Here is a 26,284-nt window from a genome sequence, read left to right as displayed (position 1 = left end):
AAGGCCGTTATATCACCAGTCGCGTGCCACGCGGCGAATTAACTGATGTGGCCTTTGATGCGACGCTACGGGTGGCCGCACCCTTCCAACGCCAACGCCGCCAGCCGCATATCAAACGGGCTGTGGTGTTGCATCGCAGCGATTTACGCGAAAAAGTGCGGGTTCGCCGCACCCGCAATGCTGTTTGTTTTGTGGTTGATGCCAGCTGGTCGATGGCCGCCGAAACGCGGATGCAAGCGACCAAAGCGGCAGTGCTCTCGTTGTTGCGCGATGCCTATCAACGGCGCGACTTGGTTGGCTTGGTGAGCTTTGCCCGTGATCGGGCGACGGTGCTCTTGCCACTCACCAACAGCGTCGAAATGGCTCAGCAACGCCTGCGCACGATGCCAACTGGTGGCAAAACCCCGCTCAGTCGTGGGATGATGGCTGGTTTTGAATTATTAGCGCGAGCCAAATTGCGCGATCGCGAAATTTTACCCTTGATGGTGTTGTTGACTGATGGTCATGCCAATGTCTCGATGACTGGACAGCCACCACAACAAGAAGCCTACCAACTGGCCGAGTTTATCGCCAGCCAACAAATTCCGACCGTGGTGATTGATACTGAATTGCCAAATTTCTATCGCGGCCTTGCCAAAGAGCTGGCTGATCGCTTGAATGGCTCGTATTATCAACTGGAAGAACTGAGTGTTGGCCTCGCTGAACTGGTACGCTCACACCAAGAATTATCACGTATTAATATTTAGTACGTGTAGCTCGACGATACATTTTGGTCTTTACTCTGATGATTGTGAATGCAGCGTTTCCCCACAATCATTGAGCTGAAGCACCATTAGTTGGATTTGATGGCACGATCTTGCGTTGCTATGCCACCCAACATGGCAACAACAAGGTCGCGAAGGCTGCGGTATTGGGTTGGAAACGCATGTGATCTGCTATGGAGGCTGCTCGAATGACGGACGAAGCGCAAAATGTCAGCGCGACTAACGGTGGAGAGGAACAAGAAGAGGGCGTATTGCAAAAGCTGGCCGACAAAGCCCGCGAAGTAGTCGCCGAAGTGAAGGAAGAATTGGCCGAAGTGAAGGAAGAAATTGGCGAAGCATTGGCTGAAGCCCGCGAAAAAGCGAGCGAAGTCTTGGCTGAAGTCAAAGAGCGAGTTGGCTTAGGTGGCGATGATGAAGCTACCGAAGAAGCTGGCGCAACCTTTGAACCAAGCGGCGACGAAGATGGCACTACGCCACGTCGTTTGGCCGACTTGCACGCTGGGATGGAGCTTGATGGTAAGGTCACCAGCACCGCCTTGTACGGTGTGTTTGTTGACATTGGCGTTGGCCGCGATGGCTTGGTTCACATCTCAGAAATGAGCGACCAACGCATCGAATCACCAACCGATGTTGTGCAAATTGGTGATATTGTCAAAGTTCGCGTCAAGAGTGTTGATCCAGATGCTCGCCGTATCAGCTTGACAATGCGCTCGCCTCGTTCAGAAGGCCGCCGCCGCGCTCCCAAGCGCCCTGAAGTCAACAACGACAAATTGGGCGAATTGAAGCCAGGCGATTTGGTTGATGGTACGGTTAACGGCATCGCGCCATTCGGCGTGTTCGTTGACATCGGTGTTGGCAAAGATGGCTTGGTTCACATTTCTGAGCTTTCAGAAAACCGCGTGGAAAAAGCTGAAGATGCTGTCACCGTTGGCCAAAGCTACACCTTCCGCGTGTTAGAAGTTGACACTGGCGCTCAACGCATTAGCTTGAGCTTGCGCCGCGCCAAGGAAGATTTCCAAGAACGGCCAAAAGCCCCACGCCGCCGCGAAGTTAACTTAGATGTGATTGCTCCAGGCACCGTGCTCGATGGCAAAGTCAGCGGGATTGCTCCTTTCGGCGCATTTGTTGACCTTGGCGTTGGCCGCGATGGTTTGGTCCACATCTCAGAGCTTTCCGAAGGTCGGGTTGGCAAAGTTGACGATGTGGTTAAAGTTGGCGATCCAGTCAAAGTTCGCGTGTTGGAAGTCGATCCCGATTCAAAACGGATCAGCTTGACCATGCGGGTTGAAGAAGCTCCAACCACCCCCATCTCAACCAGTGGCTCATCACGCTTGGATCGCGACTGGACAAACCCAGCAAGCCGTGAAGAACGCCCACGCGAAGAACGCCGCGCTGTTGGTGGTGGTAACCCTGGTGGCAACCCTGGCGGTGGCCGTCGTAACGACCGCCGCGACCGCCCAGCCCGCGAACCTGAAATCTATAGCGTTGGTGGAACTGAAGAAGAAGATTTTGGTGGTAATGCAACCCTCGACGACTTGTTGTCGAAGTTTGGTTCAGGCCACGATGATCGCCGTTCAGCTCGCCGTCGCTACGAAAAGCCTGAACAAGAAGAAGAAGACGGATTTGAAAATCGTGAATCACGCGCCCGCCGCGATGCAATTCGCCGCACCTTGCGCGATTCACAAGAAGACTAAATTCGTTGTGAAGCTTCAAGCAACAGGGATGGGCTTTGGCTCATCCCTGTTGGCATTTAAGCGTATACTTAGTGCAACCTATCAAGCATTAGCGACGTTTGATAGCTACTGGATTTTATGTTGTGAGGATTGGATGCCATGCGGACGTTTCGCATGATTTGGGCCAGCGCTGCTGGTTGGATGGTTGATTATTTCTTGACCATGCTGATTGTGCCGCTTGGCTATGCTGCGCTCGATATTAGCACTATCAGCGATATTCAATTGAATAATCCGTTGCATATTGTGGTGGCGCTGATCTTGCCCGCCTTGATGACCACGATTGGCGGTGGCGTGGCTGGTCGGCTATCGTTGGAAAACCCCACGCCAGCGGGCGCGTTGGTTGGCGGTTGGGGCTTGCTGATGTTGTTTGATTCGCCGCTGGAGCAAAATAGCTTTACCCTAGCAATGTTGATTACCCAATGTGTGGCAACGCTGGGCGCGGCTTTGGCAGCGAACTATATCGCCAAACGCACCCTGCAAAAAAGCTCACTAGAATAAGGAAAAATCCTCATGTCAACAATTGTGGCCTATGTGCCAGATTTAATGTTCGGGGTACGCGTGCGCGATGTGCTGCAACAACTGGGCTATCAGGCCTTAGTTGCCGATAGTTTGGCCGCTGCCCAACAAGCTTTAGCGCCAGATTTGGCGTTGTTGATTGTTGATCTGCGCGGTGAAACCACGGCAACCAGTGCGCTGGTAAAAGCTGCTAAGGCCTTAGACCCCAACTTGCCAGTGCTGGCTTTTGGCTCACATGTTGATGTCGAGCGCCAAAAGGCTGCCCGTGAGGCGGGTTGTGATAAAGTGGTGGCAAATTCCAAATTCAGTAGTGATCTCCCGGGCTTAATTGCTACCCTAGTACGCCAGCCAAGCGCAAGCTAAGTACTAGTTTCGTGCATTGCCTAAGATCGCGCTATCCGTTATACTGCATCTGTTTTTATGGCGCACGTTTGCACCTGAAAAAAGTTTAATTACGCTCGCTTAGAGGTACCTTTGTGGAGGCGACGATGACGAATGCTGTTCGCAACCCCGCTATTATTTTGGTTGAAGACGAACCTGATATCTTGATCATTTTGCATCGGATTATGCGCGATTTGACTGGTGGTTACGATATTGTCACCGTCAATAGTGCCCAAGATGCGCTTGGGGTGCTGACTGAACGCTCCTGCCCTTTATTGATCACCGACCATAACATGCCAGGTATGACTGGAACTCAGCTAACCCAAGTGGTCAAGCAAGATTATGTTGACACGAAGGTGATCATTATCACGGCTTATGCAACTCCTGAGGTCGAGCGAACTGCCCGCACTGCTGGCGTTGATTACTTCCTGACCAAGCCTTTCTCGCTTGATCGCCTGGAGCAAATTATCAAGGAAGTGCTGGGCAAAGTATGAGTGTTGGGCTGTGGCAAACCCCTGAGCCAACAGCCCAGCCCCAGCTTGTACAAACCTTGGTGATTGGTGCGGGCTTGATTGGCTCGTACTTAGCGCTGCAAAGCCAAGCCGACGTTGTGCTCGATGCCCGTCACGTTGCTGGCGGCGCTTCGGGGCGCAACGGTGGCTTGCTATTGACTGGCATTGCCAATTCGTATCAGGCGGCTTGCGCTGAATATGGCCGCGATTTAGCCCAAAGCTTGTGGCGCACAACGATTCGTAATCGTGAGTTGATGATCGAATGGGCGACCAAGCTTGGCTCACCGGTACGGCGTTGTGGTTCGTTAATTTTTGCCTATAGCGAGCAAGAACATGCCGAGCTAGCCCATGCGGCAGCCTTGATGCATGAAGATGGTTTTAGCACCGAATGGCACGCCGAAGATCCAACCAAGCGTGGTTTTTGGGGCGCGTTGCACAACCCCGATGATGGTGCAATTCAAGCCGCCTTGTTGACTGCGGCGCTCCTACGCGAAAGCGGCGCACAGCTCTATGAAGCTAGCGAGGTTTACGCGCTTGAATCAACTGCTGATGGCGTGTTGGTGCGGTCACGGACTGGCAATTGGCTAGCCCAACGGGTTTTGGTGGCAACTAACGCTTGGACAGGCCTGCTGTTGCCTGAATTTAGTCAGTTGGTGATTCCGGCCCGTGGCCAGTTGTTGGCAACCGCTCCAATCGAGCCAATTTTGAGCCAAGCCTGCTATTGCGATTATGGCTTTACCTATTTTCAGCAAACGCCTGCTGGCAATTTGGTGCTGGGTGGTTTTCGTAATCGCGCGGTTGCTGAAGAGCAAACCTTTGCCGATTGCACAACACCGTTGATCCAAGATTTGCTTGATGGCTTTTTGCAGCGCCACTTCCCTGAGGCTGCCGCTGCGCCGATTGAACGACGTTGGGCGGGCACAATGGGCTTTGCACCCGATCATCGCCCCTTGGTTGGGCGTTTACGCCGCGATGACCGAATTGCCTTTGCTGTGGGGTTTAGCGGCCATGGCCTTGGCTTAGGCTTGGTTGCCGCCGATGAACTGCTAGCCGAGTTGGCTGGCACACCTGCTGCCTTGTTTAGCGCTCGACGTTTTAGCGAAACTGCCCACCTGTTCAGTTGATCAGGCTCAAACATCGGTCGCACGACCGTTGAGTGATTGTGCTCTGTGCATTACACTCTGCGTTCGTGCGATTGTTGTTTTAGGAGGATCACCCTGATGACAACCAAACCTTTAGTCGGAAAAGTCGCCTTGGTGGCTGGGGCAACCCGTGGTTGTGGCCGTGGCATCGCGGTAAGTTTGGGCGAGGCTGGCGCAACCGTCTATTGTACAGGCCGCACGACCCGCAATCAACGTTCGCCAATCAATCGAACTGAAACAATCGACGATACTGCTGAAATGGTGACGGCGGCTGGTGGTCAGGGCATTGCCATCCAAGTTGATCATAACGATCCTGCCCAAGTTGAAGCCTTGATTCAACGGATTAACACTGAGCAATCTGGTCAACTCGATATTGTGGTGAATGATATTTGGGGTGGCCAACATGCACTGGTTTGGGAGCAGAAGTTTTGGCAAGGCGATATTCACACCAATCTAAACCTCGTACATAACTCAATCGATACCCACTTAATTACCTCGTTTTATGCAGCGCCGCTGATGGTTGCCCGTGGTCAGGGCTTGATTATCGAAGTTACCGATGGCGATACGCTGAATTATCGCGGCCATAGCATCTACGACTTGATCAAAACCAGTGTTATGCGGATTGCTGTTGGTATGCACGAAGATTTGAAAGACCATGGTGTGACAGCCTTAGCCGTGACTCCAGGCTTTTTGCGCTCTGAAGAAATGCTTGATTATTTTGGGGTCAGCGAGGAAAACTGGCGTGATGCCATCGCCAAAGATCCTCATTACAGCGAATCAGAAACGCCCTACTATCTGGGTCGGGCAATTGTAGCTTTGGCCAGCGACTCCAACATTGCTCAAAAAGCTGGCAAAACCTGGGCTTCTTGGACCTTGATGGAAGAATATGGCTTCTTCGATGTTGATGGCCGTCAGCCCAATTGGGGCGCGTATTATGCCAAAGTCTTAGAACAAGGATAAAATCAAAAGGCAGAAGTCAAAAGGCAAAAAGCGTGTAGAGCAAAAGGGGTGGAATTTAACCACGAAGAACACGAAGAGCACGAAGGTGCTAGGATTCAGGGATTAGGGATCAGTTTAAAGCACCCTGTTTCAAACTCTTTATCCCTCGACCCTGAATCCTCACACCCTAGTCAACCATCTAAATTGGTTGAAACTATTTCGATAGCTTATTTTGATTTTTGCCTTTTGACTTTTGATTTGATTCTTACTCAACTGCTGCATTCAAAAGCACATAATGGATATGATCTTCCCACGTGCCATTGATTTTGAGATATTTACGGGCGAGGCCTTCGTGCTCAAATCCTAATTTCTCAACAACCCCAATCGAATGTTGGTTGCGCGGCATAATGTTGGCTTCGATGCGGTGCAGACGTAAATCCACAAACGCATATTCCACAACCGCCTGCAAAGCCTCGCTGATATAGCCACGTTTGGCATAGGCGTTGTGAATTTCGTAGCCAAGATGGCACGACCAAAACGCTCCACGCACAATATTGCGCAAGGCCACCATTCCAACTAGCTCAGGTTGATCAATTTCGGTCAGCCATAACGCAAGACCTTGCTCACGATCGCGGCTAATCCGATCGCTGCGTAGGCGTTCGCGTTGGCCGTCAAGCGTCAGAAAACTCGCATCCATGGTTGGCGACCAAGGTTGGCGAAATTCGGCATTCGCCTGATAGAACTCCAATGCCCGTTGGGCATCGTATTCTTCGAGCACATGCAATTGAAGCCGTGCGGTTTGACGTAACAGCATCGCCATTCTCCTGAAATCTAAAATGTAGGTGCAATGAGCCTTGAGCAGGCTAAAATCTTGCAGAGCACAAAATTCCCCCTCTCCGCGCTTGCGGGAGAGGGGGCTAGGGGGTGAGGGAACTATTTACAAGTTGTGCTTAGAGTGGGTTGGTCAAGACGATGATGACAGCGGTTGCGGCAACCGTTGCCAAGGAAACTGGCAACAAGCGCTTCCAACCAAAATCCATCAGTTTGTCGTAGCGAATCCGTGGCAAGCTGGCGCGAACCCAGATCGACAAGAACAAGAAGAAGAAGATTTTGGCGGCGATCACCAAGAAGCCAACCAACGCGCCCCAGTTGCCCGCAATGTCTTCGAGGTAGGGCAAGCGCCAACCACCAAGGAACATCGTCGCTGCAAAGCCGCTCATGGCGATCAATTTCATATATTCGGCCATGAAGAACAAGGCAAACTTCATCGAGCTATATTCGGTGGCATACCCACCGACCAACTCTTGTTCAGCTTCAACCAAGTCGAAGGGAGCGCGGGTCACTTCAGCGGTGGCCGCAATCAAGAACAAGAAGAAGGCAATAAAGCCGGTTGGCGTAAAGACAAACCACTTGGGAATAAAGCCTAGCCATGTGCCAGCCTGCGCATTGACCATTTGAACCAAATCGAGCGAGCCAAGGCCATCGGCTGAGCGCGAGGCGGTCAACATCACTGGAACCAGCACCGAAAGCCCAAAGGCCAATTCATAGCTGATCATCTGGGCGGCTGAACGAACCCCACCCAGCATTGAATATTTGTTATTCGAGGCCCAACCAGCGAGGGTAATCCCATACACGCCGATTGAAGTTACCGCCAAGAAATAGAGCAAGCCAATATTCAAACTAGCGAATGCCAAAGGAATTCGTTCGCCGAAAACCACCAAATCAGGGCCAAGTGGAATCACTGCGAAGATCACAATTGCCGGAATCGTGGCCAAAATTGGGGCAATAATAAAGACCCATTTATCGGCCAGCGATGGCATAATATCTTCTTTGAACATCAACTTAACAGCATCAGCCAATGGTTGCAAGTAGCCATTGGGGCCAGCCTGGTTAGGGCCGACCCGATGTTGCAACTTGGCTAAGACTTTGCGTTCCATCAAGGTGAGATAAGCAAAGCTGGTCAGGGCCGCAAATGCTAATACCACCGCGTGGATAATCATCACCCATACTGAGCGATCTTGCATGGCTTAGGCCTCCCGTCGAATGGCTACTGGCGTTGCGCCACCTTCGACGACGCTGACCAAGCCGACATTATTAACCCCAACAGGTACGACTACCACGCCTTCGGGCGCAAGTTTGGTACGGTGAACTGGCAAACTGAGGCTGCCACGGCCCGAGCTAACGGTGATCCGCTCGCCATTTTTGACCCCAAGTTTGTCGGCATCAACTGGGTTGAGCGCTGCCACGGCCTTAGCCTTGCGGTTGCTCAACAAGGTTGTGTCGGTCATCAAGCCAGCATCATCATACAAGAAGGTTGCGCCAACCAAGGTCCATGGGCGGTCGGCAACGCTAGCTGGGGTGTTGATGCTGAATGGTTGCAAGCTCAAGGTTGTGCTGGTTTCAACTGCCGCTGGTAATTGCACACCCAACCCACCAGTATTTTGGTAGGAAGTGCCATCGAAGTAGTAATTTTCGTTGGCTTGGCGACCCCATTGGCCAGTTGGGCCTTGCATCGAGGCGTAGCTCACACCTTTGTAGCTTGGCACATTGGTCTGAATATCCATCAGAATTTCGGCTGGCGAAGCGTAATTCCATTCGGTACGCACGCGAGCTTTATCTTCTTCGCGGCGAGCTTGCTTGCGGCTCTTATCGCCACCAGCCACGTTCAACACCGCATCGGAAACCAATTGGTTGGCCAAGGCTTGCAAAATTTGCCAGTCGGGGCGAGCATTCAGCGTTGGGCGAATTGCTTGTCGGAAGCGTTGGACGCGGCGTTCAGCGTTAGTATAAGTACCTTCGCGCTCAGCAACGCTCAAGACTGGCAAGACCACATCGGCCATTTTGGCGGTTTCGGTCAAGAACAATTCTTGCACGACCAACAAATCAAGCTTCTTCAAGCTATCGGCGGCAGCAGGATTATCGCCAACGGGATCAACTCCAGCCACATACAAGGCTTTGAGTTTGCCATCGCGGGCGGCGCTGAGCATTTGCTTGGCATCAAGCCCAGCATTATTCAAGGCTGCATAATTTGGCCCACGATCAGGTCGCACGCCCAAATCGAGTGCGCCACGGGCATTCGCGCCTTTGAGCAGGCTGATCAATCCGCTATTGGCAGCGCCAGCTTTGCGGGTCATCACCAAGAGGTTGGCCAAGCCAGCAGGCACACTTGCGCCAGCCGTCAAGGCATCGCGGCCATAGAAAATCACCAAGTTTTCAGCAGCACCAATCAAATCGGCGACCGCTTTGAGCTTATCGGCGCTAATGCCGCTGGCGTTTTCATCGAGATTGAAGCCTTTGAGTGCGGCAACTAAATCGTTGAAGCCACGCAAGGTCGCACGTTTGCCATCGGCTGGGGTGCTATCGAGTAATGGCTTGAGCAAAGCGGCCAACACGCTGCTTTCGCTGCCATATTTGTAGCGCAAAGCTTGCTTGGCGATGCTATCGAGTTTGGTTGGGCGACCATTGAGCGTAATCACGCTGCCGCCACGAGTGTTGATGCCGCGAATCCGCAACAAATGAACTGGTGCTTCTTCTTCGGGATCAGCGCCGAATACCAGCACAACCGTGCCTTTGCCAAGCGTTGAAAGATCAGTACCGCTGCGAATACCATAGAGTGCGCCAACATCATCAAGCGGCAAGTCTAAGACCGAGCCTGAGCGATGATCGAGATTAGCCGAGCCAAGCGTTTCGCGGAAGAAACGTTGGAAGGCGTAGAGATCTTCGTTGGCCAACGATGTGCCTGCCAAACCGCCGATGGCCTTGCCGCCAGTCGTGCTGCGAATGCCATCAAGTTGTTGCGCAACCAAGGTCAAAGCTTCTTCCCAGCTGGCTTCTTGCAATTTGCCGGCCTTGCGCACCAATGGCGTGGTCAGGCGTTGCTGGCTGCTGGTGAAGTGATGGCCGAAGCGTCCACGATCACACAGCCAAATTTCATTGACTGCATCGTTTTCGCGGGGCATCACCCGTTTGATTTCGTTCGAGCGGGTATCGAAGGTCATGTTACAGCCAACCGAGCAGTGGTTACAAACGGTTGGAATTGGCTGCAATTCCCAAACCCGGGCTTTGAAGCGGAAGTCGGCTGAGGTCAACGCACCTACCGGACAGATGTCGGTGGTGTTGCCTGAGAACTTGCTATCAAATTCGGGGTCGGATTGTGAGATGATATGCCAAGCGCGGCCACGATTGTAGAAACCAAGCACCGGATCGCCAGCAATTTCATCTTGGAAGCGCACACAGCGAGCACACAAGATACAGCGTTCGCGGTCGAGGTAAATTAAATCGCCCAGTGGCACTGGCTTTTCGAAGTGAACTTTATCGTTGTAGTCGAAGCGGGTTTTGCCTGGCCCCCAACCCATGGTCAAGTTTTGCAATGGGCATTCGCCGCCCTTATCGCAAACTGGACAATCGAGTGGGTGGCTAGTAAGCAAGGCTTCCAAAACACCACGTTGGGCGTGCTCAACTTCGGCATCTTGAGTAACCACAACCATACCTTCGCTGACAGGCGTGGTACAGGCGGTTTGCAAGCGTGGCATCATCGCAATCACTGATTTGCCATCAGCATCAACGACTGGCTGGCGGGTGGCGGGGTCCATCTTGGGCGTGCCCACTTTGACCACACACATGCGGCACATGCCAACGGGAGCCATTTTGGGGTGATAGCAGAACACCGGAATCAGATTTTCGACTTGACGGGCAGCTTCGACGACCAAGGTGCCTTTTGGCACCGAGACCGTCTGCCCATCAATCGTCAACGTAACCATATCAGGCATGAGGCTGCCCTTTCTTGTATAAAGTACGTTTCAAGATTTTTTAGCCACGAACTTTTTAGCCACAGATTAGCGCAGATTAGATTATTTAGCGCACTAAACGCTTGTATTGCAATGATGTACTGCCAAAATTAAGTAACAAGGCAATGTTCAAGCGTGTAATTGCTAAATAATTAAGGGTTTGCGCAACATGATTGGGATGCAATTTATCAATTGCTTTAATCTCAATAATGAGGCTCTGCTCAACCACAAAATCTGCGATAAAATCCCCAACAACGATTTGTTTATACTAAACAGGCAAATGTTGCTGTTCGACAAAAAGAACATGGCGTTGTTGCAACTCATAAGCTAAGGCCTTTTGATATACCGATTCTAGCAGACCTGGCCCAAGTTGCTGATGAACTTCCATCGCGGCCCCAATAAGCGTGTAGGTCAACTCACCGTGTATAAATTTAGGCATCTTGACACCTTTGGTGATTCGCACAATGCCAGTCGATGGTCATCTGTGTCATCTGTGTCAATCTGTGGCTAAAAATTTGCGCGATATCTCAACTGAAACGATCAATAATGCTTAGTGTTGTGCATCGATCGCTGCATCAAGCTCAGGCCGGAAGAATTTGATCGCGCTATTGACGGCTGAAACTGATGAATCGCCCAGTGGGCAGAAACACTTGCCAAGCATTTGCTTGCCAACATCAGCCAATAATTCAATATCGCCAACCCGCCCGTGGCCCTCGTCGATCCGCTCCCACACCTTGACCAAGAAGTGCGTGCCTTCGCGACAGGGCGAACACTTGCCACACGATTCGTGTTTGAAGAATTCGTCAACCTTCAAGGCTGCTCGCACCACTGGAACCGAGGTATCGAGCACGACCATCGCGCCTGAGCCGAGCATCGTTCCCGCAGCGGCCATATCATCCCACGTCATTGGCAAATCGAGGTGTTGCTCGGTTAGCCAGTTGGATGAAGCACCGCCTGGGATAATGAACTTCAATGGCAAATTAGGGTCGCGCATACCGCCAGCCCAATCGAAAATGAACTCGCGAATCGTGATGCCCAAGGGAATTTCATAGTTGCCAGGTTTTTTGACGTGGCCGCTAATTGAAACTGCTTTGGTGCCAGGCGATTTTTCGGTGCCGAACGAGCGGAACCAATCAGCGCCTTTTTCGATAATCCGTGGCACGTTGGTCAAGGTTTCAACGTTGTTGACCACGGTTGGCTTGGCATACAAACCAGCGACAGCAGGGAAGGGTGGCTTCAAACGTGGCTGGCCGATTTTGCCTTCGAGCGATTCGAGCAAGGCGGTTTCTTCGCCACAAATGTAAGCGCCAGCTCCACGATGGACATAAATTTCCACATCGTAGCCAGTGCCAAACAAATTCTTGCCGATCAAGCCACGGGCGCGAGCTTCAGCAATTTTTTGCTCAAGGAAACGTGCGCCATAGGCAAATTCGCCGCGAATGTAGATATAGGCGACGTTCGCGCCAATTGCAAAGGCACTGATTACAATCCCTTCGAGCAATTGATGGGGATTTTCGTCGATAATTTCATGGTTGTTGAACGTGCCTGGCTCGCTCTCATCGGCGTTGACCACCAAATATTTGGGGTTTAATTCCTTGGGAACGAAGCTCCATTTAACCCCAGTCGGGAAGCCAGCGCCGCCACGACCGCGCAAGCCCGATTTTTTTACTTCGTCGATAATTGCGGCTGGGGTCATGCTGGTCAAGGCTTGCTTGGCCATCGCATACCCACCACTTGCCAGATACACATCAAGATCGCGAATATTTTCAATTTCGCGATTGCGCATCACAATATATTCTTTGAGTTCTGTCTTAGGCATAAGCACTCCAAAAGTCAGAAGTCAGAAGTCAAAAGTCAAAAGCTCGAAGTTCGATAAATTAAACTTTTTGCCTTTTGCCCTTTGCCATTTGACTTGATTTAGCGTTCTGCAAGGCGGCCAGAGATGCTCACGGGCTTGCCAGATTCGACATCGTTGCGCAGCTTGGCGAGCATGGCTTCAACTTTATCGGGCAAGACGCGGTTGTGAAACTCTAAGTTGGCTTGCAGCACTGGGGCTTGATCGCAAGCAGCAATACATTTCACGCGGCGCAAGGTGAAAACCTTATCTTTGGTGGTTTCGCCAGCTTTGATTCCTAGGCGATTTTCCAAATCGGCGACCAACTCTTCAGCACCACAGAAGCAGCATGGCACGTCGTCGCAGACATCGAGCACAACCTTGCCAACTTCTTCGTTATAAAAGAGTGTATAAAAACCTACGACCTCAAAAACATCGGTATAGGGCAAATCGAGAATCTCGGCCACTTCGCGAATTGAATCGCGATCCAAGCGGCCATAGACATCTTGCGCCAAATATAACAACGGCAACAAGGCCGAGCGTTTGCGATCTACAGGATAGCGGGCCAAAATTTCATCAATTTCAGCCTTGTGTTGTTCGTACAGCACCCTAAGCTCCTTCTTAACGATCCACTTCACCAAGCACCGGATCGATGCTCGCAATCAATGCCACCAAGTCGGCCATCAATTTGCCTTTGGCGATGTGGGGCAAGGCTTGCAAATTAATAAATGACGGTGCGCGGAAGTGGACACGCCATGGTTTGGGAGTGCCATCGCTCACCACATAACAGCCAATTTCACCTCGTGGTGATTCGATTGCCGCATAGGCCGAACCACGCGGTGGGCGGAAGCCTTCCGTCCACAGCTTAAAGTGGTGAATGAGCGATTCCATGCTGTAGGTAATTTCGCTCTTGGGTGGTGGCGCAACCTTACGATTTTCGGTCACATAGGGCTGGCCATGCATTTGCTTGACGCGTTCGATCGCTTGACGGGCAATCTTGACGCTTTCGCGCATTTCTTGCACCCGACAGCGATAGCGATCGTAAATATCGCCAGCTTGGCCGACTGGTACATCGAATTGGTAGGTTTCGTAGCCGCTGTAGGGCATGGTTTTGCGCAAATCCCAATCGACACCGCTGGCCCGTAGGTTCGCGCCCGACAAGCCGAGGGCAATTGCATCAGCAGCATTGACCACGCCTACGCCCTTGGTGCGTTGTTTCCACAACAAGTTATTGGTCAACAAATCTTCATATTCATCGACCTTGGGCAAAAAGTGGGTCAAGAAATCTTCCACAGTTGGAATAAAGTCGGCTGGAATATCCCATGCCAAACCACCAACGCGGAAATAGCTGGTCATCATACGTGCGCCAGTCAGCATCTCGAAAATATCGAGAATATACTCACGTTCACGCATTGCATAAAAAAACACACTCATCGCGGCCAAGTCGAGCGCGTGCGTGCCCAACCAAACCAAGTGCGAGTTGATCCGCGTCAGTTCCAGCAACAACACCCGCAAGGTTTGGGCGCGTTCTGGCACATCTTGCTGCATCAATTTTTCAATCGCCGCCACATACACCATATTGTTCGACATCGGCGCAAGGTAATCCATGCGGTCGGTCAGCACAATTGATTTGGTGTAGGTTTTGGTTTCGATGGTTTTTTCGATGCCGGTGTGCAAAAAGCCCACGTCGGGAGCCAGTTGCACCACGTTTTCGCCATTGAGTTCGACGGCTAGCCGTAGCACCCCGTGCGTTGAAGGGTGTTGTGGCCCCATGCTGAGCACCATGGATTGCTCGCCGTTTTCATCAGGCTCGTTATTTAATGCCACCGCCGCAATTTGCGAAGGTGTTGGAATTTCAATATCGGGATACGCATGTGCGTGCATCACCATAGCGCATTACTCCTTCGCGAAGGGCTTATTGGCGTAAATCCAATCTTCGTTGTGGGTGAAGGCCACTTCCTCATAGCCCAAGGGATGATCCTTGCGCTGGGGATGACCTAACCAATCTTCGGGCATCAAAATACGTTCCAAGCCAGGATGCCCGGTGAAGATAATGCCAAACATATCGTAGGTTTCGCGCTCTTGGAAGTTGGCAGTTGGAAAGAGCCGAGCCAAGGTTGGAATCGTTGGATCAGCTTCGGGTACTTCGATATGCAACGTTACCCGCATTTTATTTTGAAATGAGGTCAAATGAACAACCACCTCAAAGCGTGGATCACGCCCCAGGTAATCGACCCCACATAATTGATTTAAAAAGGTAAACGCGAGATCTGGCTCATCGCGCAGCCAACCAGCCAGTGCAGGCAATTGTTGGCGTTCGACGGTCAAGCACAAATCGCCGGATTCATCGCCAATGCGAACGGTAGGGAATTGGGCAGAAACGCGCTGCTCCAAGGTTGCTCTATCAATCATAGCTTCCTCAATGAAGAGTGACGCAGCCACGGCGAGACGCTGCAACAGGGCGTTGCCAGCGTAATGGTGGCACCAAATACAACGTAGGGCAATGCCTTAGCGCTTGATCGCCGGTGATCAAGGCCCATTGCCCCACGACAGATTGGCGACATTTAGCCAAGTGGCTTAAGTGCGCCACGTTCTGCTTGTTCGATCCGAATCGGCTTGCCATCGGCGTGATCGGTGATTTTGTCGCGCTTGATCTTCTCGTGCAATTGCAAAATCCCGTCGATCAAGGCTTCGGGGCGGGGTGGGCAGCCAGCCACATAGACATCAACTGGCACAATTTCATCAACACCTTGCACGATCGCATAGTTGTTGTAGACCCCACCACACGAGGCACAATCGCCCATGGCCACAACCCACTTGGGTTCGGGCATTTGGTCGTAGAGGCGGCGTAACACTGGAGCCATCTTACGGCTGACCCGCCCAGCCACAATCATCAAATCGGCTTGGCGCGGTGAGGCCCGCATCAACTCCAGCCCAAAGCGTGACATATCGTAATTTGAGGCTTGACCGGCCATCATTTCGATGGCACAGCAAGCCAACCCAAACAACATCGGCCACATCGCCTTGGTGCGACCCCAGTTGACGACACCTTCGAGGGTTGTCGTAACAATCCCCAAATCGCCAGCTTTTTCTTCTAATCCCATCGGAGCGCCCCTTTCCGCCAGATGTAGACAAAGCCAACTAGCAGAATGCCCATAAATGCGCCCATTTCGGCTAGCCCAAATAGGCCCATTTGGCGGAAATAAAGTGCGTAGGGCATTAAAAAGATAATTTCAATATCGAACAAGATGAACAGCATGGCAACCACATAGAAACGGACTGGCATCCGTTGCATTGCATCGCCCAGCGGGGTCATCCCTGATTCGTAAGGGATGAGTTTGCGCTTTGTTGCTTTTTTGGGGCCAAGGATGGCCGACAGCACCAAGGCTGCCACGGGAATCACCACCCCAACAACAAAGATAATGAAGATCGGCAAAAATGGCCGTAGCATAAGCTGCTCCTCCGGCACGGACACAATCGGCATAACGAATTATATCCTTATTGATGATTGTGTCAAAAAGGACAAAGTACGCTCACCCGCGTTTTGCGGCAACCTGACGCGGCTAAATTGACTTTGCGTTCTAATGCCTATCATACCCGATTCAGCCAATTTTGAGTAGCGCACAAAGTCAAAAGTCAAAAGTCAGAAGTCAAAAACGGGTTTAGGGATCAGGGGGCAGCGGCGAGGGGCTAGCTTTAACGCAGAGGCGCAGAGCAATTAGTGGCAATAGGCTAGAGGCTATGGGTAATGGTTCATTGCATAAACAACCAATTGTCACGTTCCCTCACCCCCAGCCCCTCTCCCACGGCGGCGGGCGAGGGGAGCACGGTTGGAGCGGTTCCCCCTCGCCTCGCGTGCGGGAACGGGTCATGCTTGCGAAAACCTTCCATTCGCAAAAACTCCCCCTCGCCTCGCGTGCGGGAGAGGGGGTCAGGGGGTGAGGGAACAAGAACGGTTGCCAATCTCATAAACCATTACAGCGATGGGCTGGAGGAGATTGCTTGGAAATACCAACAATTGCTCCAATAGCCAAAAGCCAATAGCCTAGCTCTTTATCCTTCGTGGATCAATTATAATTATCCATTATGCTAATCCTTTTTCCTGCCGAGCCATTTAATTTGCCGCATGTTGATGCTGCATATGCTGCGGAAGTTGCTGCCTCCGCCCAACTTAGGCTAGCTTGGGCGGTCATCGATCTTGAGGCTTTATTTGATGGTGCGATCAAGCAGGCCTTACGCCGTGTGCCTGTTGCTTCCGCGCCAACTCTCGCCATCTATCGTGGTTGGATGCTCAGCCTTGCCCAGTATCAACAACTCGCACAGGGCTTGGCGGCTAAAAACTATCAATTAATTAACGATCCTGCTGCATATGCCGCTTGTCATCATTTGCCGAATGTGTTGCCCTTGCTTGGCGACCAAACGCCAGCAAGTCTCGTTTTTCCTCAATCCCAAGGCTTGGATGCTGCCAGCATTGCTGCCCAAGCAGCAGTCTATTTTAATCAGCAAGCGTTGATCATCAAAGACTATGTGAAATCGCGTAAACATGAATGGTATGAAGCTTGTTTCATTCCCAATGCTAGCGACCAAGCCCAAAGTGCCCGCGTGATTCAGACGTTTATTGAGCGCCAAGCTGAGGCTTTGGTTGGTGGGGTGGTGCTGCGGGCATGGCATCCATTGCAGATTTGGCAAACACACCAGCAAAGTGGCTTAGCCTTGGCCTACGAGTATCGCAGCTTTTGGCTTGATGGCACGCTGTTGTGGGCTACGCCCTACTGGGATCATCAACCGAGCCAGCCAACCCCTGATTGGTCGCGCTATACCGCGCTGGCCCAACAAATCCAAAGTCGCTTTTGGACATTGGATCTGGCCTTGACCCAAACAGGCGATTGGCTGATTATCGAACTTGGCGATGCACAAGTATCGGGTTTGCCCGATCATGCTGATGCCCAGGAACTATTGCAAGCCTTGGCTCAACAGTTGACTATCTAATCTTGGGCAAGCCAAGCTTCGGCTTTGGCAAGGGTTGCACAGAAATAACAATGGCCTTGTTTGTTTTCCTCGCCTGCCATCTCGGCAAAATATTGACTATGGGCTTGTTGGCTCAAATCAACAATAATTGCCAATTGCACATGATACTGACGGAGTTTTTGCAAAATTTCACCCGCCTCACGGGTGCTTAAATCAAAAAAGCCTGGGGTTAGGTTTTCAGCATATAACGCCAGATTCAGACAATCTTCGCCAAAACAATGCTCCAAGAGCAAGTTAATTTCACCTATTGTTTGCAAAACTGGTTGTTGCTGCGGCCCGAGCAGATAGCGCAGGGGTGGTTTTTCCACAAGCTCAAGCTTCATCGAAAGCGCTCCTTATCTCGCGTTTCAAAGATTAATGGTGCTATTGAACCACATACTTAAGCGATTGAGCTAGGGCTTTGGGCGCATTTGGTCTAGGTATCAAGCGGGATTTGGCGATTGTTAAGCAAAATACTGCAAAATCTCATCAAGTTCTTAGCCAGTTGGCACGGAGTTTGCAGGGTCGCTATGCTACAATGGCTGCCATGAAGCGCGATGAGATTCTTATGCTGAAAAAAATTCCACACGTAGCCTTGATTGTGCTACTGCTAGCCAGTTGTAGCCGCGATGTCGTCGGTCAACCAACCGCCACGCCGCTACCATCCCCTGCCCAATTGTTGCAGCAAGCCGAGCAACATCAGCAAGCCGACCAAGTTGATTTGGCCTTGAGCGATTATCAACAGGTGTTATTGCAATACCCCGATGCGCCCGAAGCGCGGGTAGCCAAATTTGGGGTAGCCTATAGTGCCTTCTTACGCCAAGATTGGGCTGCTGCATGGTCGCAATTAACTTCCTTTATCAACGAGCAAACCCACGATCAATGGCATTTGCGGGCGCTCTTTTTGCTGGGACGGGTCGCTGAAATTCAAGGTGACCATGCGATCGCGATCGAGGCCTATCAACAATATGAAGATCTTAAAGGCTTGTTGAGTGGCTATGCAGCTCAGCGCCGTGCCGCCCAACTGCAAGCAACCAACCAAACCGAGCAAGCGATTGCGGCCTATGCTGCCAGCGGACGCTACGATATGGCTGGGCCGCAGCGGGTCGCCAGCTTAAACAAAGCCTTAGAATTTTATGATCAAACGGGGCAGGCCGAGCAAGCACTTACTCAACTCGAAGTTATTTTGAGCTTTGCCCGAACCCCAAGTTTCCGTTCAACGACCTTGCTTGATGCAGCGCGACGTGCTCAGCGCTTGGGCAAAACTGAACAAGCCCGAATATGGCTGCGCGAAATCATTAACCAACACCCAACCTTGAGCGAAGCTCCAATTGCGATTGATGAACTGGCAGCTTTGGGCGAATCAACCCCAGTGCTGGCCGCCGCTGGGATTGCCTATAACCATGGTCAATATCTTGATGCGATCAGTTTGTTCGACCAAGTGCTGGCCAATGGCCTGAGTGGCGAAGAAGCCGCCGAAATCGAGCGCAAACGGGCTTTGGCCTTGCGCCAGCTCGATGATTATGCTGGTGCACAAGCAGCATTTAATAGTATTGCCGAGCGTTTTGCCGAGTTGCCGATTGGCCGCCAAGCACGACTTGATGCGATTCAAACCCAAGGCCAAGCGGGTGATCGTGAAGGCTCACGTTTGGCCTATCTCGATTTTGCCGAGCGTTATGCCGATGATCCGTTAGCACCCGAAGCTTTGCGCCGCGTCGTCGAAATTACCTCGTGGAGCGGCGATCCGGCAGCCACAGCCAATGCGCAAATTATGCTTGGCCAGCGCTACCCTTGGAGCCACGAAGGCCAGCAAGCCTTGCACGCCGCAGGCCGTTATGCCTGGGATACGGGGCAGGTTGAGCAGGCGGCAGCAGTTTGGCAATTATTAGGCGATAGCAATATTGGGCCGCCTCGCGCCGAAGGCTATTATTGGCTGGGGCGCTTGGAAATTAGCCGTGGCAATCGGGAAAAAGGCGAGCAATTGCTACGTTCGGCTCAATCAGCTGATCCAAATTCGTATTATGCGGCACGGGTTGCCGATGCCCTCAACATTAACGATGGCGATCAACTGCCGATTGGCTCGCCAATTAGCCCTGAGGCCGAACAAGCAGGTTGGCAATGGATCGCTAGTTGGTCAACTGCACCAACCAGCGCCACCTTAGATACTGAGCCATATAGTTTACGCGCCGAAGAACTAAGCTGGACCGATTTGCATAGCGAAGCCCAAGCCGAGTGGATTGCCGCACGTGATGCTGCCTTGAATAATCCATTTAGCATTTATCGGGTTGCTTTGGCCGCTTTACGCAGCGATATGCCCTATGCTACCGTGACTACAGCTCAAAAGTTGGTGCAACTTGCGCCAATTGAGGCAGGCGAGCCAAGTGTCGCGATTCGCCAATTGCTCTATCCAACACCGTATCCCAGCGCGGTTGTGACCAAAAGCCAAGAGTTTGGGCTTGATCCACGGGTGTTGTATGCAGTGATGCGCCAAGAGAGTATTTTTAATCCAAATGCAACGTCATGGGTGGGGGCGCGTGGCTTGGCCCAAGTGATGCCCAGCACTGGCGAGGGCATCGCCCAGAATTTAGGCATTGAGGGCTTTAGCGTCGATGATTTGTATAATCCGGTGACTTCGATTCGTTTTGGAGCTTATTATATCGATGCTCAAATCGAATATATGAGTGGCAGCCTACCCGGCGCGTTTGCCGCCTATAACGGTGGGCCTGGTAATGCCGAGCGTTGGGCTGATGGTCGCGTGGTGGCTGATCCCGACCGTTTTATTGAAATTATTGATTATGCTGAAACTCGCCACTATGTTGAAGTAGTTTATGCCAACTATGGAGCCTATCGGCGCTTGTATCAGCAACCATAAGCAAGAACAAAGAACATAGAGCATAGAACATAGGGAGTTTTGATCCACGAAGGGCACGAAGGGAGATTAGGCTATCGGCTTTTGGCTCTAGGCTTTTGGAGTAGAGAATTTTTGAAATGATTAAAACATTCCGATAGCCCATAGCTGTAATGGTTCAATCGGTTGACAACCATGGTTTATGCCCTCACCCCCAGCCCCTCTCCCACGGCGGCGGGCGAGGGGAGCACTGCCCGAGCGGTTCCCCCTCACCTCGTGTGCGGGAGAGGGGGCTAGGGGGTGAGGGCATTCTGACCGTTGTTAATGCGATAAACCATTACACATAGCCCATAGCCATTCATCCTCTGCGCCTCTGCGTTAAAAACCCATTGCTCTTTATTCATCCTTCATCCTTCATCCCTCATCCTTGTCTTATGGTATGCTTAGCCCAATTTGCCAGCGTACCAGAGGGATGTTGTATGCTACGAGTGTCGGATGCTCTGCGGGTATTGTTACAAAACCAAACGGTGGTAGGCAACGATTGGCTACCGCCCACCAAAATTCGCTCGCTCTACTTAAATGACCCAGCCGCGATTTGGCTAGAGCATCATGGAGCGGCACATGGCTTTGCGCCTGAAACGCTCAGTTATGCCTTTATCGATTTTCTGGCCGAAAAAGGTCATCAATTTGAGCTGGCTTGGCTGCAACGCGTCGCGCCCAATGCAGTTCAAGTTTGCGTCGAACCCTATGAAGGCCGCGAAGCCCATCGTGTCGCTCAAACCCTCGACCTGATTGAGGCTAGAACGCCAGTGATTGCCCAACCAGCCTTGTGGTGGCCTGCTGAGCGAATTTTTGGCACGCCCGATCTGATTGTGCTTAGCTCGTGGTTTCGCCAGCAATATCCTGAATTGGCGCATTTGGTCGGCGAAACTGAACATTATTTGGTGCTTGATTTGAAGTTTTCAAGCAACCTTGAAAAGCGCGAAAAAGCTGCTGATTTGAGTTGCTACAGCGCTCAAACTCGTATGTATAGTTATATGCTAGGCCAGATTCAGGGCATCATGCCACAACATGCCTTCTTAATTACCCGTGATCGCTTGCATAATCCAATTTCGATTCCAATTGAGGCTCAGCTTGGGCAGCCACTTGATGCCGATATTCGCCAAAACTGTGAGCGCTATTTCGAGATTGTGCGCGATGGCGGCCAATATCTGCCATGGAACGACCCGATTGTGCAACTGAACCCGAATGTTAACGATGAACGTTGGGGCAAAGCCCGTGCCCAAATTCGCCAACGCCAGCCAGGTGGCGAGATGCTGCGGCTCTGGAATATAGGGGCAGCGGCCCAACAAAAATTGGTCAAAGCTGGCATTACCAGCTTGTCCAGCCTCATGAACGCCGCTAGCCAAAGCCTGCCCAAGGGCGTGATGAAGTATCCCGACCCAATGAAGGCCATTATGCAAGCCAACCATACTGGCCTTGCGCAACGCGCCCAAGGCATTGCACCAACCACCAGACCTTACGAGTTTTTTGTTGATTTTGAGTTTTTCAGCAATCTGAATGTAAATTTTGAGCAGCAATGGCCCACGCTCCAAGGCACGCCCATGATTTTTATGATTGGGATTGGCTGGCTGGCAAACGGTGAGTGGCACTATCACGAGTGTATTGCTGAGCGCGAAGATCATCTCGCTGAGCAAGCAATCTTGGCTGAATTTATCGCCGTTTTACAAGCCCAAACCAATCAGCAACTTGATCAAGCGGTGCTCTACCATTGGCATAACGCTGAGCCAGTTGAATGTCGCCATGCTGCGGCCCGTCATCAACTGCCCAGCGATCATCTGTTGCTCAATTTGCCATGGTTCGATTTGAAAAATGTTTTGGTCGATAATGCCTGTGCTGTGCCTGGCGCTTGGGATTATTCGCTCAAGAGCATCGCCAAAGCGTTGGCCGCGCTCGATGCCCAATATGATCCAGCCTGGCCCAGCGATTTAGCCGATGGCTCCCAAGCGCAGTTAGTTGGTTGGTATGCCTATCGCCAGCCCAACCCGCGCACTAGCGCTGAAATGCAATTACTCAGCCGTTATTTAGAGGCCGATTGCCGCGCGACCTGGAAAATTTTGGCTTGGCTACGAGCTGATGATTAATAATGTTAATAGATAGGCCATAGTTTGCTGGTTTCATGGCTGCAACGGCTGTGCTAGATTGAGCAGCAGTTGTTGTGGAAAGGAATCGCTGGCTATGCAAAAATTACTCCCACCAAGGCTCTTTTTGTTGACGATTGGCCTCATGCTGGCATCTCGCTGGCTTTGGCCAATTGCGCTTTTAGTGCCAATGCCGTTTAATTGGCTTGGTTTGGTGATTGGGATTGCTGGTTTGGCCGTCGCAATCAGCAGTGCCCGCCATTTTCGCCAAATGGGCACGAATATTATGACCTTCGGCCAGCCTGATCGCTTGGTGATTTCAGGTTGGTTTCGTTGGAGCCGCAACCCCATGTATTTGGGCTTTGGCCTCAGTTTATTGGGCATCGCCCTGTTGCTTGGTGCGGCAATCTCAAATTTGGTGCTGGTTATCGCGTTCGTCATTATTGTTGATCGTTGGTATATTGCCTTTGAAGAGCGGGCGATGCTGGCGAAGTTTGGCGAGCAGTACAGCGCTTATCAAGCCCAAACTCGCCGCTGGATTTAAATAATTGGGCTGCACGCCGCTGGGCAGCCCAATTTAACTATTCAGCTTGTAATACCAAATGCTTCCACGGAGCCAATGCTACCTCGCGAATTTTACCCTCGGCCACGCTATACAACTCGCCAGTTTGCACATCGCGATAATGAGTGACGCTTGGTAATTGGGCATGCAACGGCAAATCGAGTGTCCAAGGTGTTTCGTTATTATTCAGCACAATCACAAATTGGCTTTGCTCATCCCAACGGGCACAAGCAAAAATATTCATATCGTTGTCGGCAAACAGCGTCGCATAATGGCCCGTGCGCAAGGCTGTATGCTCATGGCGAAACTTAACCCAGCGTTTGGTCCAAGCTTGGAGATCGGTCTGCCAGGTTTGCGGTTGATCCCACGGGAAACAACGCCGACAATCAGGATCTTTGCCGCCATGCAAGCCAATTTCATCGCCATAATAGATACATGGCGCACCAGGAAAGATTAATTTGAACAAAACCGCCAATTTCATGCGCTCTAAAGCCCATTTACCAGCTTCTTCAGCCACACTCAAAAACCGCGCAGTATCGTGTGAACCAAGCAAATTAAATTGGACATAGGTCACTTGGGGCTGATAACGCACAATTAAATGGTCAATTCCAGCCGCAAAATCAGCGGCACGTACCCGATAGCTAGCAAAGAAATCGGTACATAAATCGCGAAATAGATAATTCATCACGGCATCAAATTGATCGCCTTGCAGCCAAGCTGAGCCGTCAGTCCAAATTTCGCCCACAATATAGGCTTCAGGATTGATATCTTTGACAATTGTGCGAAACTCACGCCAAAAATTATGATCATCAATTTCATTTGGCACATCCAAGCGCCAACCATCAATACCCAATTCAATCCAATAGCGAGCTACATCAAGCAAATATTTGCGTACCGCCGGATTATCGGTGTTGAATTTGGGCAACTCGCGAAAATCCCACCACGTGCGATAATTAGCGGCATAGCGCGATTCATAGGGATGAATTGGAAAGCGTGAGATATGAAACCAATTGGTGTAGGGCGAGTGCACACCATTTTCAATTACATCGTGAAAGGCAAAAAAGCCGCGACCGCAATGATTAAACACCGCATCGAGAATAACTTTAATGCCACGTCGATGCGCTTCATTCAATAAGGTTTTAAACGTTTCTAGCGTACCAAAATGGGGATCGATTTTAAAATAATCGAAGGTATTATATTTATGTGAGGTGGTGGCTTGAAAAATTGGGTTGAGATACAGCGCATTAATGCCCAAATCCACTAAATAATCAAGCTTATCGATAATTCCTTGTAGATCGCCGCCCATATAATTATACAAGGTTGGGCTTGTACCCCAAGGTTGCGCATTTGCCGGATCATTTGTCCGATCACCATTGGCAAAGCGCTCAGGGAAAATCTGATAAAAGACGGCATGTTTGACCCAATCGGGCGTTTGCCAATCGCTGGTTGTCATAGCTACTCCTGTTGATCGTGGCTTCGCAGCGTATGGTACCACAAGCGATTAGCCCTAATACAAAATCGGCATGGATTCGTATCCATGCCGATCAACGCTTTAACTCGATTAATTTAGCTGTTACGGCGTGTGACCAAGCGCAATTTGAAGCTACTGTCGGGGGCTGGGGTTGGGGCAAAAACTTTCTTCAGCTTATAATCGATTGGATCAGCTTCGAACTTGGCATAGTGCAACAGGGCAGCAGTGGTCAGCATAATTTGGACTTCGGCTAGGCCAGCGCCCAAACAGGTGTGCGAGCCAGTGCTAAATGGTGCAAATGCCCCAGGAATGCGGTGCTCGTTACGCGGAGCCAAATAGCGATCAATATCGAATTTTTCTGGCTCAGGGTGGAGTTCGGGCAAGAAATGGCCGACCGTAGTTGCTACTAAGGTTCGTGTGCCTGCATCGACGCGATAGCCACCAAACTCAAATGGTGCTTTGACGGTGCGCGGTACGGCTGGCGCGATTGGATACATGCGGAAGTTTTCGAGCACTACGCGATGCAACACTTCCATTTTGCGCAAATCGGCTGGATCGGGCACACCATTGGCAAACAGTGCATCGGCTTCGGCCTCAACTTGTTCGTATAGCTCGGGCTTGGTGGTCAGCACATACAACAAGAACGCCATGGTGTTGGCAACCGTATCCAAGCCTGCGATGTATGGCCCCAAGGCAGTCATAACCAAATCGCCCTCAGGCATTAAGCTCGGGTCATTGGTCGCGGCGATAATATCGTCGATCAGGCTGGGCGGGCGGTTGGCATCGCGTGTGCCGCTTCGATGAGCTTTCAGCACCTGCTTACTTAATTCCAAGCTGCGGTCGCGGGCACGGCGATATTCAGGCAACATGCGCAAAATGCTTGGGCGTTGGCGCGTGATGTGGGTCATGAGCGCAATTCGAACAAATGTCCGCACATCATCAATATAATCACCTGGGCCTTGGCCCGCAATCAACATCCCCAATTCATCGGTAATCAACCGTTGGAGTTGAGTTACCGTAGCTTTCGATGTGCCAACCTGCCATTGATCCAAGAAGCCATGAACGACCTTGAGCACTTCGGGAAATTGCGTTTCAATCGTTTGGCGGCTATAACCGCGTTTTTGCAAGGCTCGCAGTCGCGAATGTTGCTCGCCATCGACGCTAATCAGCGATTTCGAAGCACCCATTTCAGCATCCATTGAGTGCCATGTTTCCCACGAGCTAAAGTGCTTAGTGCCTTCACGGGCTAAAAAGAGGCAGGCCTCAGGCCCAGCCAAGATAGTAAATTTATTATTGAGGGCTTTGACGCGAAAAATCGGGCCAAATTTTTGATATTGCTTAACGAAAAAATCAATGGGATCGCTGAGCATTGCCTGTAAACTACCCACCAAAAACGAGCCATCAGCAACCGGGGGCAATGGCGCGTCGGTTGGGCCACTCTTCCAGAGCATCTGTTGAACAGTCATAACACCTCCGCAAATCCTTAAAAATAATTGACACCGCTCCTATCACTATAACACGAACCAAAGAGCCTTGACTAGGGATGGATTGCACAAAGTTAAGGCGAGGTTATTGAAGATAATATTCCCTCACCCCCTAGCCCGCATGCGAGGCGAGGGGGAACCTCCCCTCTCCCGCCGCAGTGTT

The 26,284-nt window shown here is 51.3% G+C and carries 23 protein-coding genes and 1 pseudogene; 11 read left to right on the top strand and 13 right to left on the bottom strand.

The window, feature by feature from the left end; genetic code table 11:
- The 7 genes from DEF47_RS05715 to DEF47_RS05685 all read left to right on the top strand — a co-directional run.
- Window positions 1-746: vWA domain-containing protein (locus DEF47_RS05715; RefSeq protein ID WP_287045022.1), on the top strand; the 746-nt coding region annotated here is incomplete at its 5' end.
- A gap of 206 nt (window positions 747-952) precedes the next feature.
- The gene (locus DEF47_RS05710) at window positions 953-2,458 is read left to right on the top strand and encodes a S1 RNA-binding domain-containing protein (protein ID WP_012190631.1); all 1,506 of its coding nucleotides are present in this window, start codon (window positions 953-955) and stop codon (window positions 2,456-2,458) included.
- A 138-nt stretch (window positions 2,459-2,596) separates the two neighbouring features.
- On the top strand, window positions 2,597-2,995 hold the full coding sequence (locus tag DEF47_RS05705) for a hypothetical protein (RefSeq protein ID WP_012190630.1): 399 nt from the start codon (window positions 2,597-2,599) through the stop codon (window positions 2,993-2,995).
- A gap of 12 nt (window positions 2,996-3,007) precedes the next feature.
- Complete coding sequence (locus DEF47_RS05700) at window positions 3,008-3,376, top strand: response regulator (RefSeq protein ID WP_012190629.1); 369 nt, start codon at window positions 3,008-3,010, stop codon at window positions 3,374-3,376.
- A gap of 125 nt (window positions 3,377-3,501) precedes the next feature.
- Entirely contained in the window at window positions 3,502-3,888 is a 387-nt protein-coding gene (locus tag DEF47_RS05695; RefSeq protein WP_012190628.1) for a response regulator, read from the top strand.
- Entirely contained in the window at window positions 3,885-5,030 is a 1,146-nt protein-coding gene (locus DEF47_RS05690; RefSeq protein ID WP_012190627.1) for an NAD(P)/FAD-dependent oxidoreductase, read from the top strand. Before DEF47_RS05695 ends, DEF47_RS05690 begins: the two co-directional genes overlap by 4 nt.
- A gap of 96 nt (window positions 5,031-5,126) precedes the next feature.
- Window positions 5,127-6,008: an SDR family oxidoreductase gene (locus DEF47_RS05685; RefSeq protein ID WP_012190626.1), complete on the top strand. Its 882-nt coding sequence runs from the start codon at window positions 5,127-5,129 to the stop codon at window positions 6,006-6,008.
- Window positions 6,009-6,252: 244 nt separating this feature from the next.
- Here DEF47_RS05685 and DEF47_RS05680 read toward each other — a convergent pair whose 3' ends face one another.
- From DEF47_RS05680 to DEF47_RS05635, 10 genes and pseudogenes are all read right to left on the bottom strand, one after another.
- Entirely contained in the window at window positions 6,253-6,801 is a 549-nt protein-coding gene (locus tag DEF47_RS05680; RefSeq protein WP_012190625.1) for a GNAT family N-acetyltransferase, read from the bottom strand.
- A gap of 136 nt (window positions 6,802-6,937) precedes the next feature.
- A complete protein-coding gene (nuoH, locus tag DEF47_RS05675) occupies window positions 6,938-8,011 on the bottom strand; it encodes an NADH-quinone oxidoreductase subunit NuoH (protein WP_012190624.1) in 1,074 nt (357 codons plus the stop codon).
- Between the two features lie 3 nt (window positions 8,012-8,014).
- Window positions 8,015-10,756: an NADH-quinone oxidoreductase subunit NuoG gene (gene nuoG / locus DEF47_RS05670; RefSeq protein WP_012190623.1), complete on the bottom strand. Its 2,742-nt coding sequence runs from the start codon at window positions 10,754-10,756 to the stop codon at window positions 8,015-8,017.
- A gap of 85 nt (window positions 10,757-10,841) precedes the next feature.
- Window positions 10,842-11,213 (bottom strand): annotated as a pseudogene (locus DEF47_RS05665) (GxxExxY protein).
- A 111-nt stretch (window positions 11,214-11,324) separates the two neighbouring features.
- Window positions 11,325-12,593 (bottom strand): NADH-quinone oxidoreductase subunit NuoF, encoded by a 1,269-nt coding sequence (gene nuoF / locus DEF47_RS05660; protein WP_012190620.1) that lies wholly within the window; start codon window positions 12,591-12,593, stop codon window positions 11,325-11,327.
- Between the two features lie 98 nt (window positions 12,594-12,691).
- The gene (locus DEF47_RS05655) at window positions 12,692-13,216 is read right to left on the bottom strand and encodes a complex I 24 kDa subunit family protein (RefSeq protein ID WP_012190619.1); all 525 of its coding nucleotides are present in this window, start codon (window positions 13,214-13,216) and stop codon (window positions 12,692-12,694) included.
- A gap of 13 nt (window positions 13,217-13,229) precedes the next feature.
- A complete protein-coding gene (nuoD, locus tag DEF47_RS05650) occupies window positions 13,230-14,498 on the bottom strand; it encodes an NADH dehydrogenase (quinone) subunit D (RefSeq protein ID WP_012190618.1) in 1,269 nt (422 codons plus the stop codon).
- A 6-nt stretch (window positions 14,499-14,504) separates the two neighbouring features.
- On the bottom strand, window positions 14,505-15,020 hold the full coding sequence (locus tag DEF47_RS05645) for an NADH-quinone oxidoreductase subunit C (protein WP_012190617.1): 516 nt from the start codon (window positions 15,018-15,020) through the stop codon (window positions 14,505-14,507).
- Window positions 15,021-15,172: 152 nt separating this feature from the next.
- A complete protein-coding gene (locus DEF47_RS05640) occupies window positions 15,173-15,712 on the bottom strand; it encodes an NADH-quinone oxidoreductase subunit B (protein WP_012190616.1) in 540 nt (179 codons plus the stop codon).
- Complete coding sequence (locus DEF47_RS05635; RefSeq protein ID WP_041304584.1) at window positions 15,703-16,059, bottom strand: NADH-quinone oxidoreductase subunit A; 357 nt, start codon at window positions 16,057-16,059, stop codon at window positions 15,703-15,705. The genes DEF47_RS05640 and DEF47_RS05635 overlap by 10 nt, the downstream gene beginning before the upstream one ends.
- A 635-nt stretch (window positions 16,060-16,694) precedes the next feature.
- Between DEF47_RS05635 and DEF47_RS05630 the strand changes: the two genes are divergently transcribed.
- Complete coding sequence (locus tag DEF47_RS05630; RefSeq protein WP_012190614.1) at window positions 16,695-17,597, top strand: ATP-grasp domain-containing protein; 903 nt, start codon at window positions 16,695-16,697, stop codon at window positions 17,595-17,597.
- Here the strand turns inward: DEF47_RS05630 and DEF47_RS05625 are convergent.
- The gene (locus tag DEF47_RS05625) at window positions 17,594-17,959 is read right to left on the bottom strand and encodes a DUF4180 domain-containing protein (protein WP_012190613.1); all 366 of its coding nucleotides are present in this window, start codon (window positions 17,957-17,959) and stop codon (window positions 17,594-17,596) included. The two genes, DEF47_RS05630 and DEF47_RS05625, sit on opposite strands and share 4 nt — an antisense overlap.
- A gap of 224 nt (window positions 17,960-18,183) precedes the next feature.
- On the opposite strand from DEF47_RS05625, the gene DEF47_RS05620 reads away from it, so the two are divergent.
- The 3 genes from DEF47_RS05620 (at window position 18,184) to DEF47_RS05610 (ending at window position 23,148) form a co-directional block, all read left to right on the top strand.
- The gene (locus tag DEF47_RS05620; protein ID WP_287045019.1) at window positions 18,184-20,487 is read left to right on the top strand and encodes a lytic transglycosylase domain-containing protein; all 2,304 of its coding nucleotides are present in this window, start codon (window positions 18,184-18,186) and stop codon (window positions 20,485-20,487) included.
- Between the two features lie 455 nt (window positions 20,488-20,942).
- The gene (locus tag DEF47_RS05615) at window positions 20,943-22,607 is read left to right on the top strand and encodes a ribonuclease H-like domain-containing protein (protein ID WP_012190611.1); all 1,665 of its coding nucleotides are present in this window, start codon (window positions 20,943-20,945) and stop codon (window positions 22,605-22,607) included.
- Window positions 22,608-22,701: 94 nt separating this feature from the next.
- Window positions 22,702-23,148, top strand: coding sequence for a methyltransferase family protein (locus DEF47_RS05610; RefSeq protein WP_012190610.1), 447 nt, complete (start codon window positions 22,702-22,704; stop codon window positions 23,146-23,148).
- 37 nt (window positions 23,149-23,185) lie between these two features.
- Here the strand turns inward: DEF47_RS05610 and DEF47_RS05605 are convergent, their stop codons facing one another.
- Both DEF47_RS05605 and DEF47_RS05600 read right to left on the bottom strand, forming a co-directional pair.
- A complete protein-coding gene (locus tag DEF47_RS05605; RefSeq protein WP_012190609.1) occupies window positions 23,186-24,619 on the bottom strand; it encodes a glycoside hydrolase family 13 protein in 1,434 nt (477 codons plus the stop codon).
- A 113-nt stretch (window positions 24,620-24,732) separates the two neighbouring features.
- Window positions 24,733-26,103, bottom strand: a complete 1,371-nt coding sequence (locus DEF47_RS05600; protein WP_012190608.1) for a cytochrome P450 — start codon at window positions 26,101-26,103, stop codon at window positions 24,733-24,735.
- Between the last annotated feature and the right edge of the window lie 181 nt (window positions 26,104-26,284).

The organism is Herpetosiphon sp. (genome assembly GCF_003512625.1).
GTDB classification, from domain to species: Bacteria; Chloroflexota; Chloroflexia; order Chloroflexales; family Herpetosiphonaceae; genus Herpetosiphon; species Herpetosiphon aurantiacus.
Note: the sequence above shows the minus strand (reverse complement) of the source record. Positions and strands in the feature narration are given on the sequence as shown.

Bases quoted from the DNA above. Each gene is read 5' to 3' on its own strand.
- DEF47_RS05710 (WP_012190631.1), top strand. From the start codon at position 953: ATGACGGACGAAGCGCAAAATGTCAGCGCGACTAACGGTGGAGAGGAA.
- DEF47_RS05705 (WP_012190630.1), top strand. From the start codon at position 2,597: ATGCGGACGTTTCGCATGATTTGGGCCAGCGCTGCTGGTTGGATGGTT.
- DEF47_RS05700 (WP_012190629.1), top strand. From the start codon at position 3,008: ATGTCAACAATTGTGGCCTATGTGCCAGATTTAATGTTCGGGGTACGC.
- DEF47_RS05695 (WP_012190628.1), top strand. From the start codon at position 3,502: ATGACGAATGCTGTTCGCAACCCCGCTATTATTTTGGTTGAAGACGAA.
- DEF47_RS05690 (WP_012190627.1), top strand. From the start codon at position 3,885: ATGAGTGTTGGGCTGTGGCAAACCCCTGAGCCAACAGCCCAGCCCCAG.
- DEF47_RS05685 (WP_012190626.1), top strand. From the start codon at position 5,127: ATGACAACCAAACCTTTAGTCGGAAAAGTCGCCTTGGTGGCTGGGGCA.
- DEF47_RS05680 (WP_012190625.1), bottom strand. From the start codon at position 6,801: ATGCTGTTACGTCAAACCGCACGGCTTCAATTGCATGTGCTCGAAGAA.
- nuoH (WP_012190624.1), bottom strand. From the start codon at position 8,011: ATGCAAGATCGCTCAGTATGGGTGATGATTATCCACGCGGTGGTATTA.
- nuoG (WP_012190623.1), bottom strand. From the start codon at position 10,756: ATGCCTGATATGGTTACGTTGACGATTGATGGGCAGACGGTCTCGGTG.
- nuoF (WP_012190620.1), bottom strand. From the start codon at position 12,593: ATGCCTAAGACAGAACTCAAAGAATATATTGTGATGCGCAATCGCGAA.
- nuoD (WP_012190618.1), bottom strand. From the start codon at position 14,498: ATGGTGATGCACGCACATGCGTATCCCGATATTGAAATTCCAACACCT.
- DEF47_RS05645 (WP_012190617.1), bottom strand. From the start codon at position 15,020: ATGATTGATAGAGCAACCTTGGAGCAGCGCGTTTCTGCCCAATTCCCT.
- DEF47_RS05640 (WP_012190616.1), bottom strand. From the start codon at position 15,712: ATGGGATTAGAAGAAAAAGCTGGCGATTTGGGGATTGTTACGACAACC.
- DEF47_RS05635 (WP_041304584.1), bottom strand. From the start codon at position 16,059: ATGCTACGGCCATTTTTGCCGATCTTCATTATCTTTGTTGTTGGGGTG.
- DEF47_RS05630 (WP_012190614.1), top strand. From the start codon at position 16,695: ATGCTAATCCTTTTTCCTGCCGAGCCATTTAATTTGCCGCATGTTGAT.
- DEF47_RS05625 (WP_012190613.1), bottom strand. From the start codon at position 17,959: ATGAAGCTTGAGCTTGTGGAAAAACCACCCCTGCGCTATCTGCTCGGG.
- DEF47_RS05620 (WP_287045019.1), top strand. From the start codon at position 18,184: ATGCTGAAAAAAATTCCACACGTAGCCTTGATTGTGCTACTGCTAGCC.
- DEF47_RS05615 (WP_012190611.1), top strand. From the start codon at position 20,943: ATGCTACGAGTGTCGGATGCTCTGCGGGTATTGTTACAAAACCAAACG.
- DEF47_RS05610 (WP_012190610.1), top strand. From the start codon at position 22,702: ATGCAAAAATTACTCCCACCAAGGCTCTTTTTGTTGACGATTGGCCTC.
- DEF47_RS05605 (WP_012190609.1), bottom strand. From the start codon at position 24,619: ATGACAACCAGCGATTGGCAAACGCCCGATTGGGTCAAACATGCCGTC.
- DEF47_RS05600 (WP_012190608.1), bottom strand. From the start codon at position 26,103: ATGACTGTTCAACAGATGCTCTGGAAGAGTGGCCCAACCGACGCGCCA.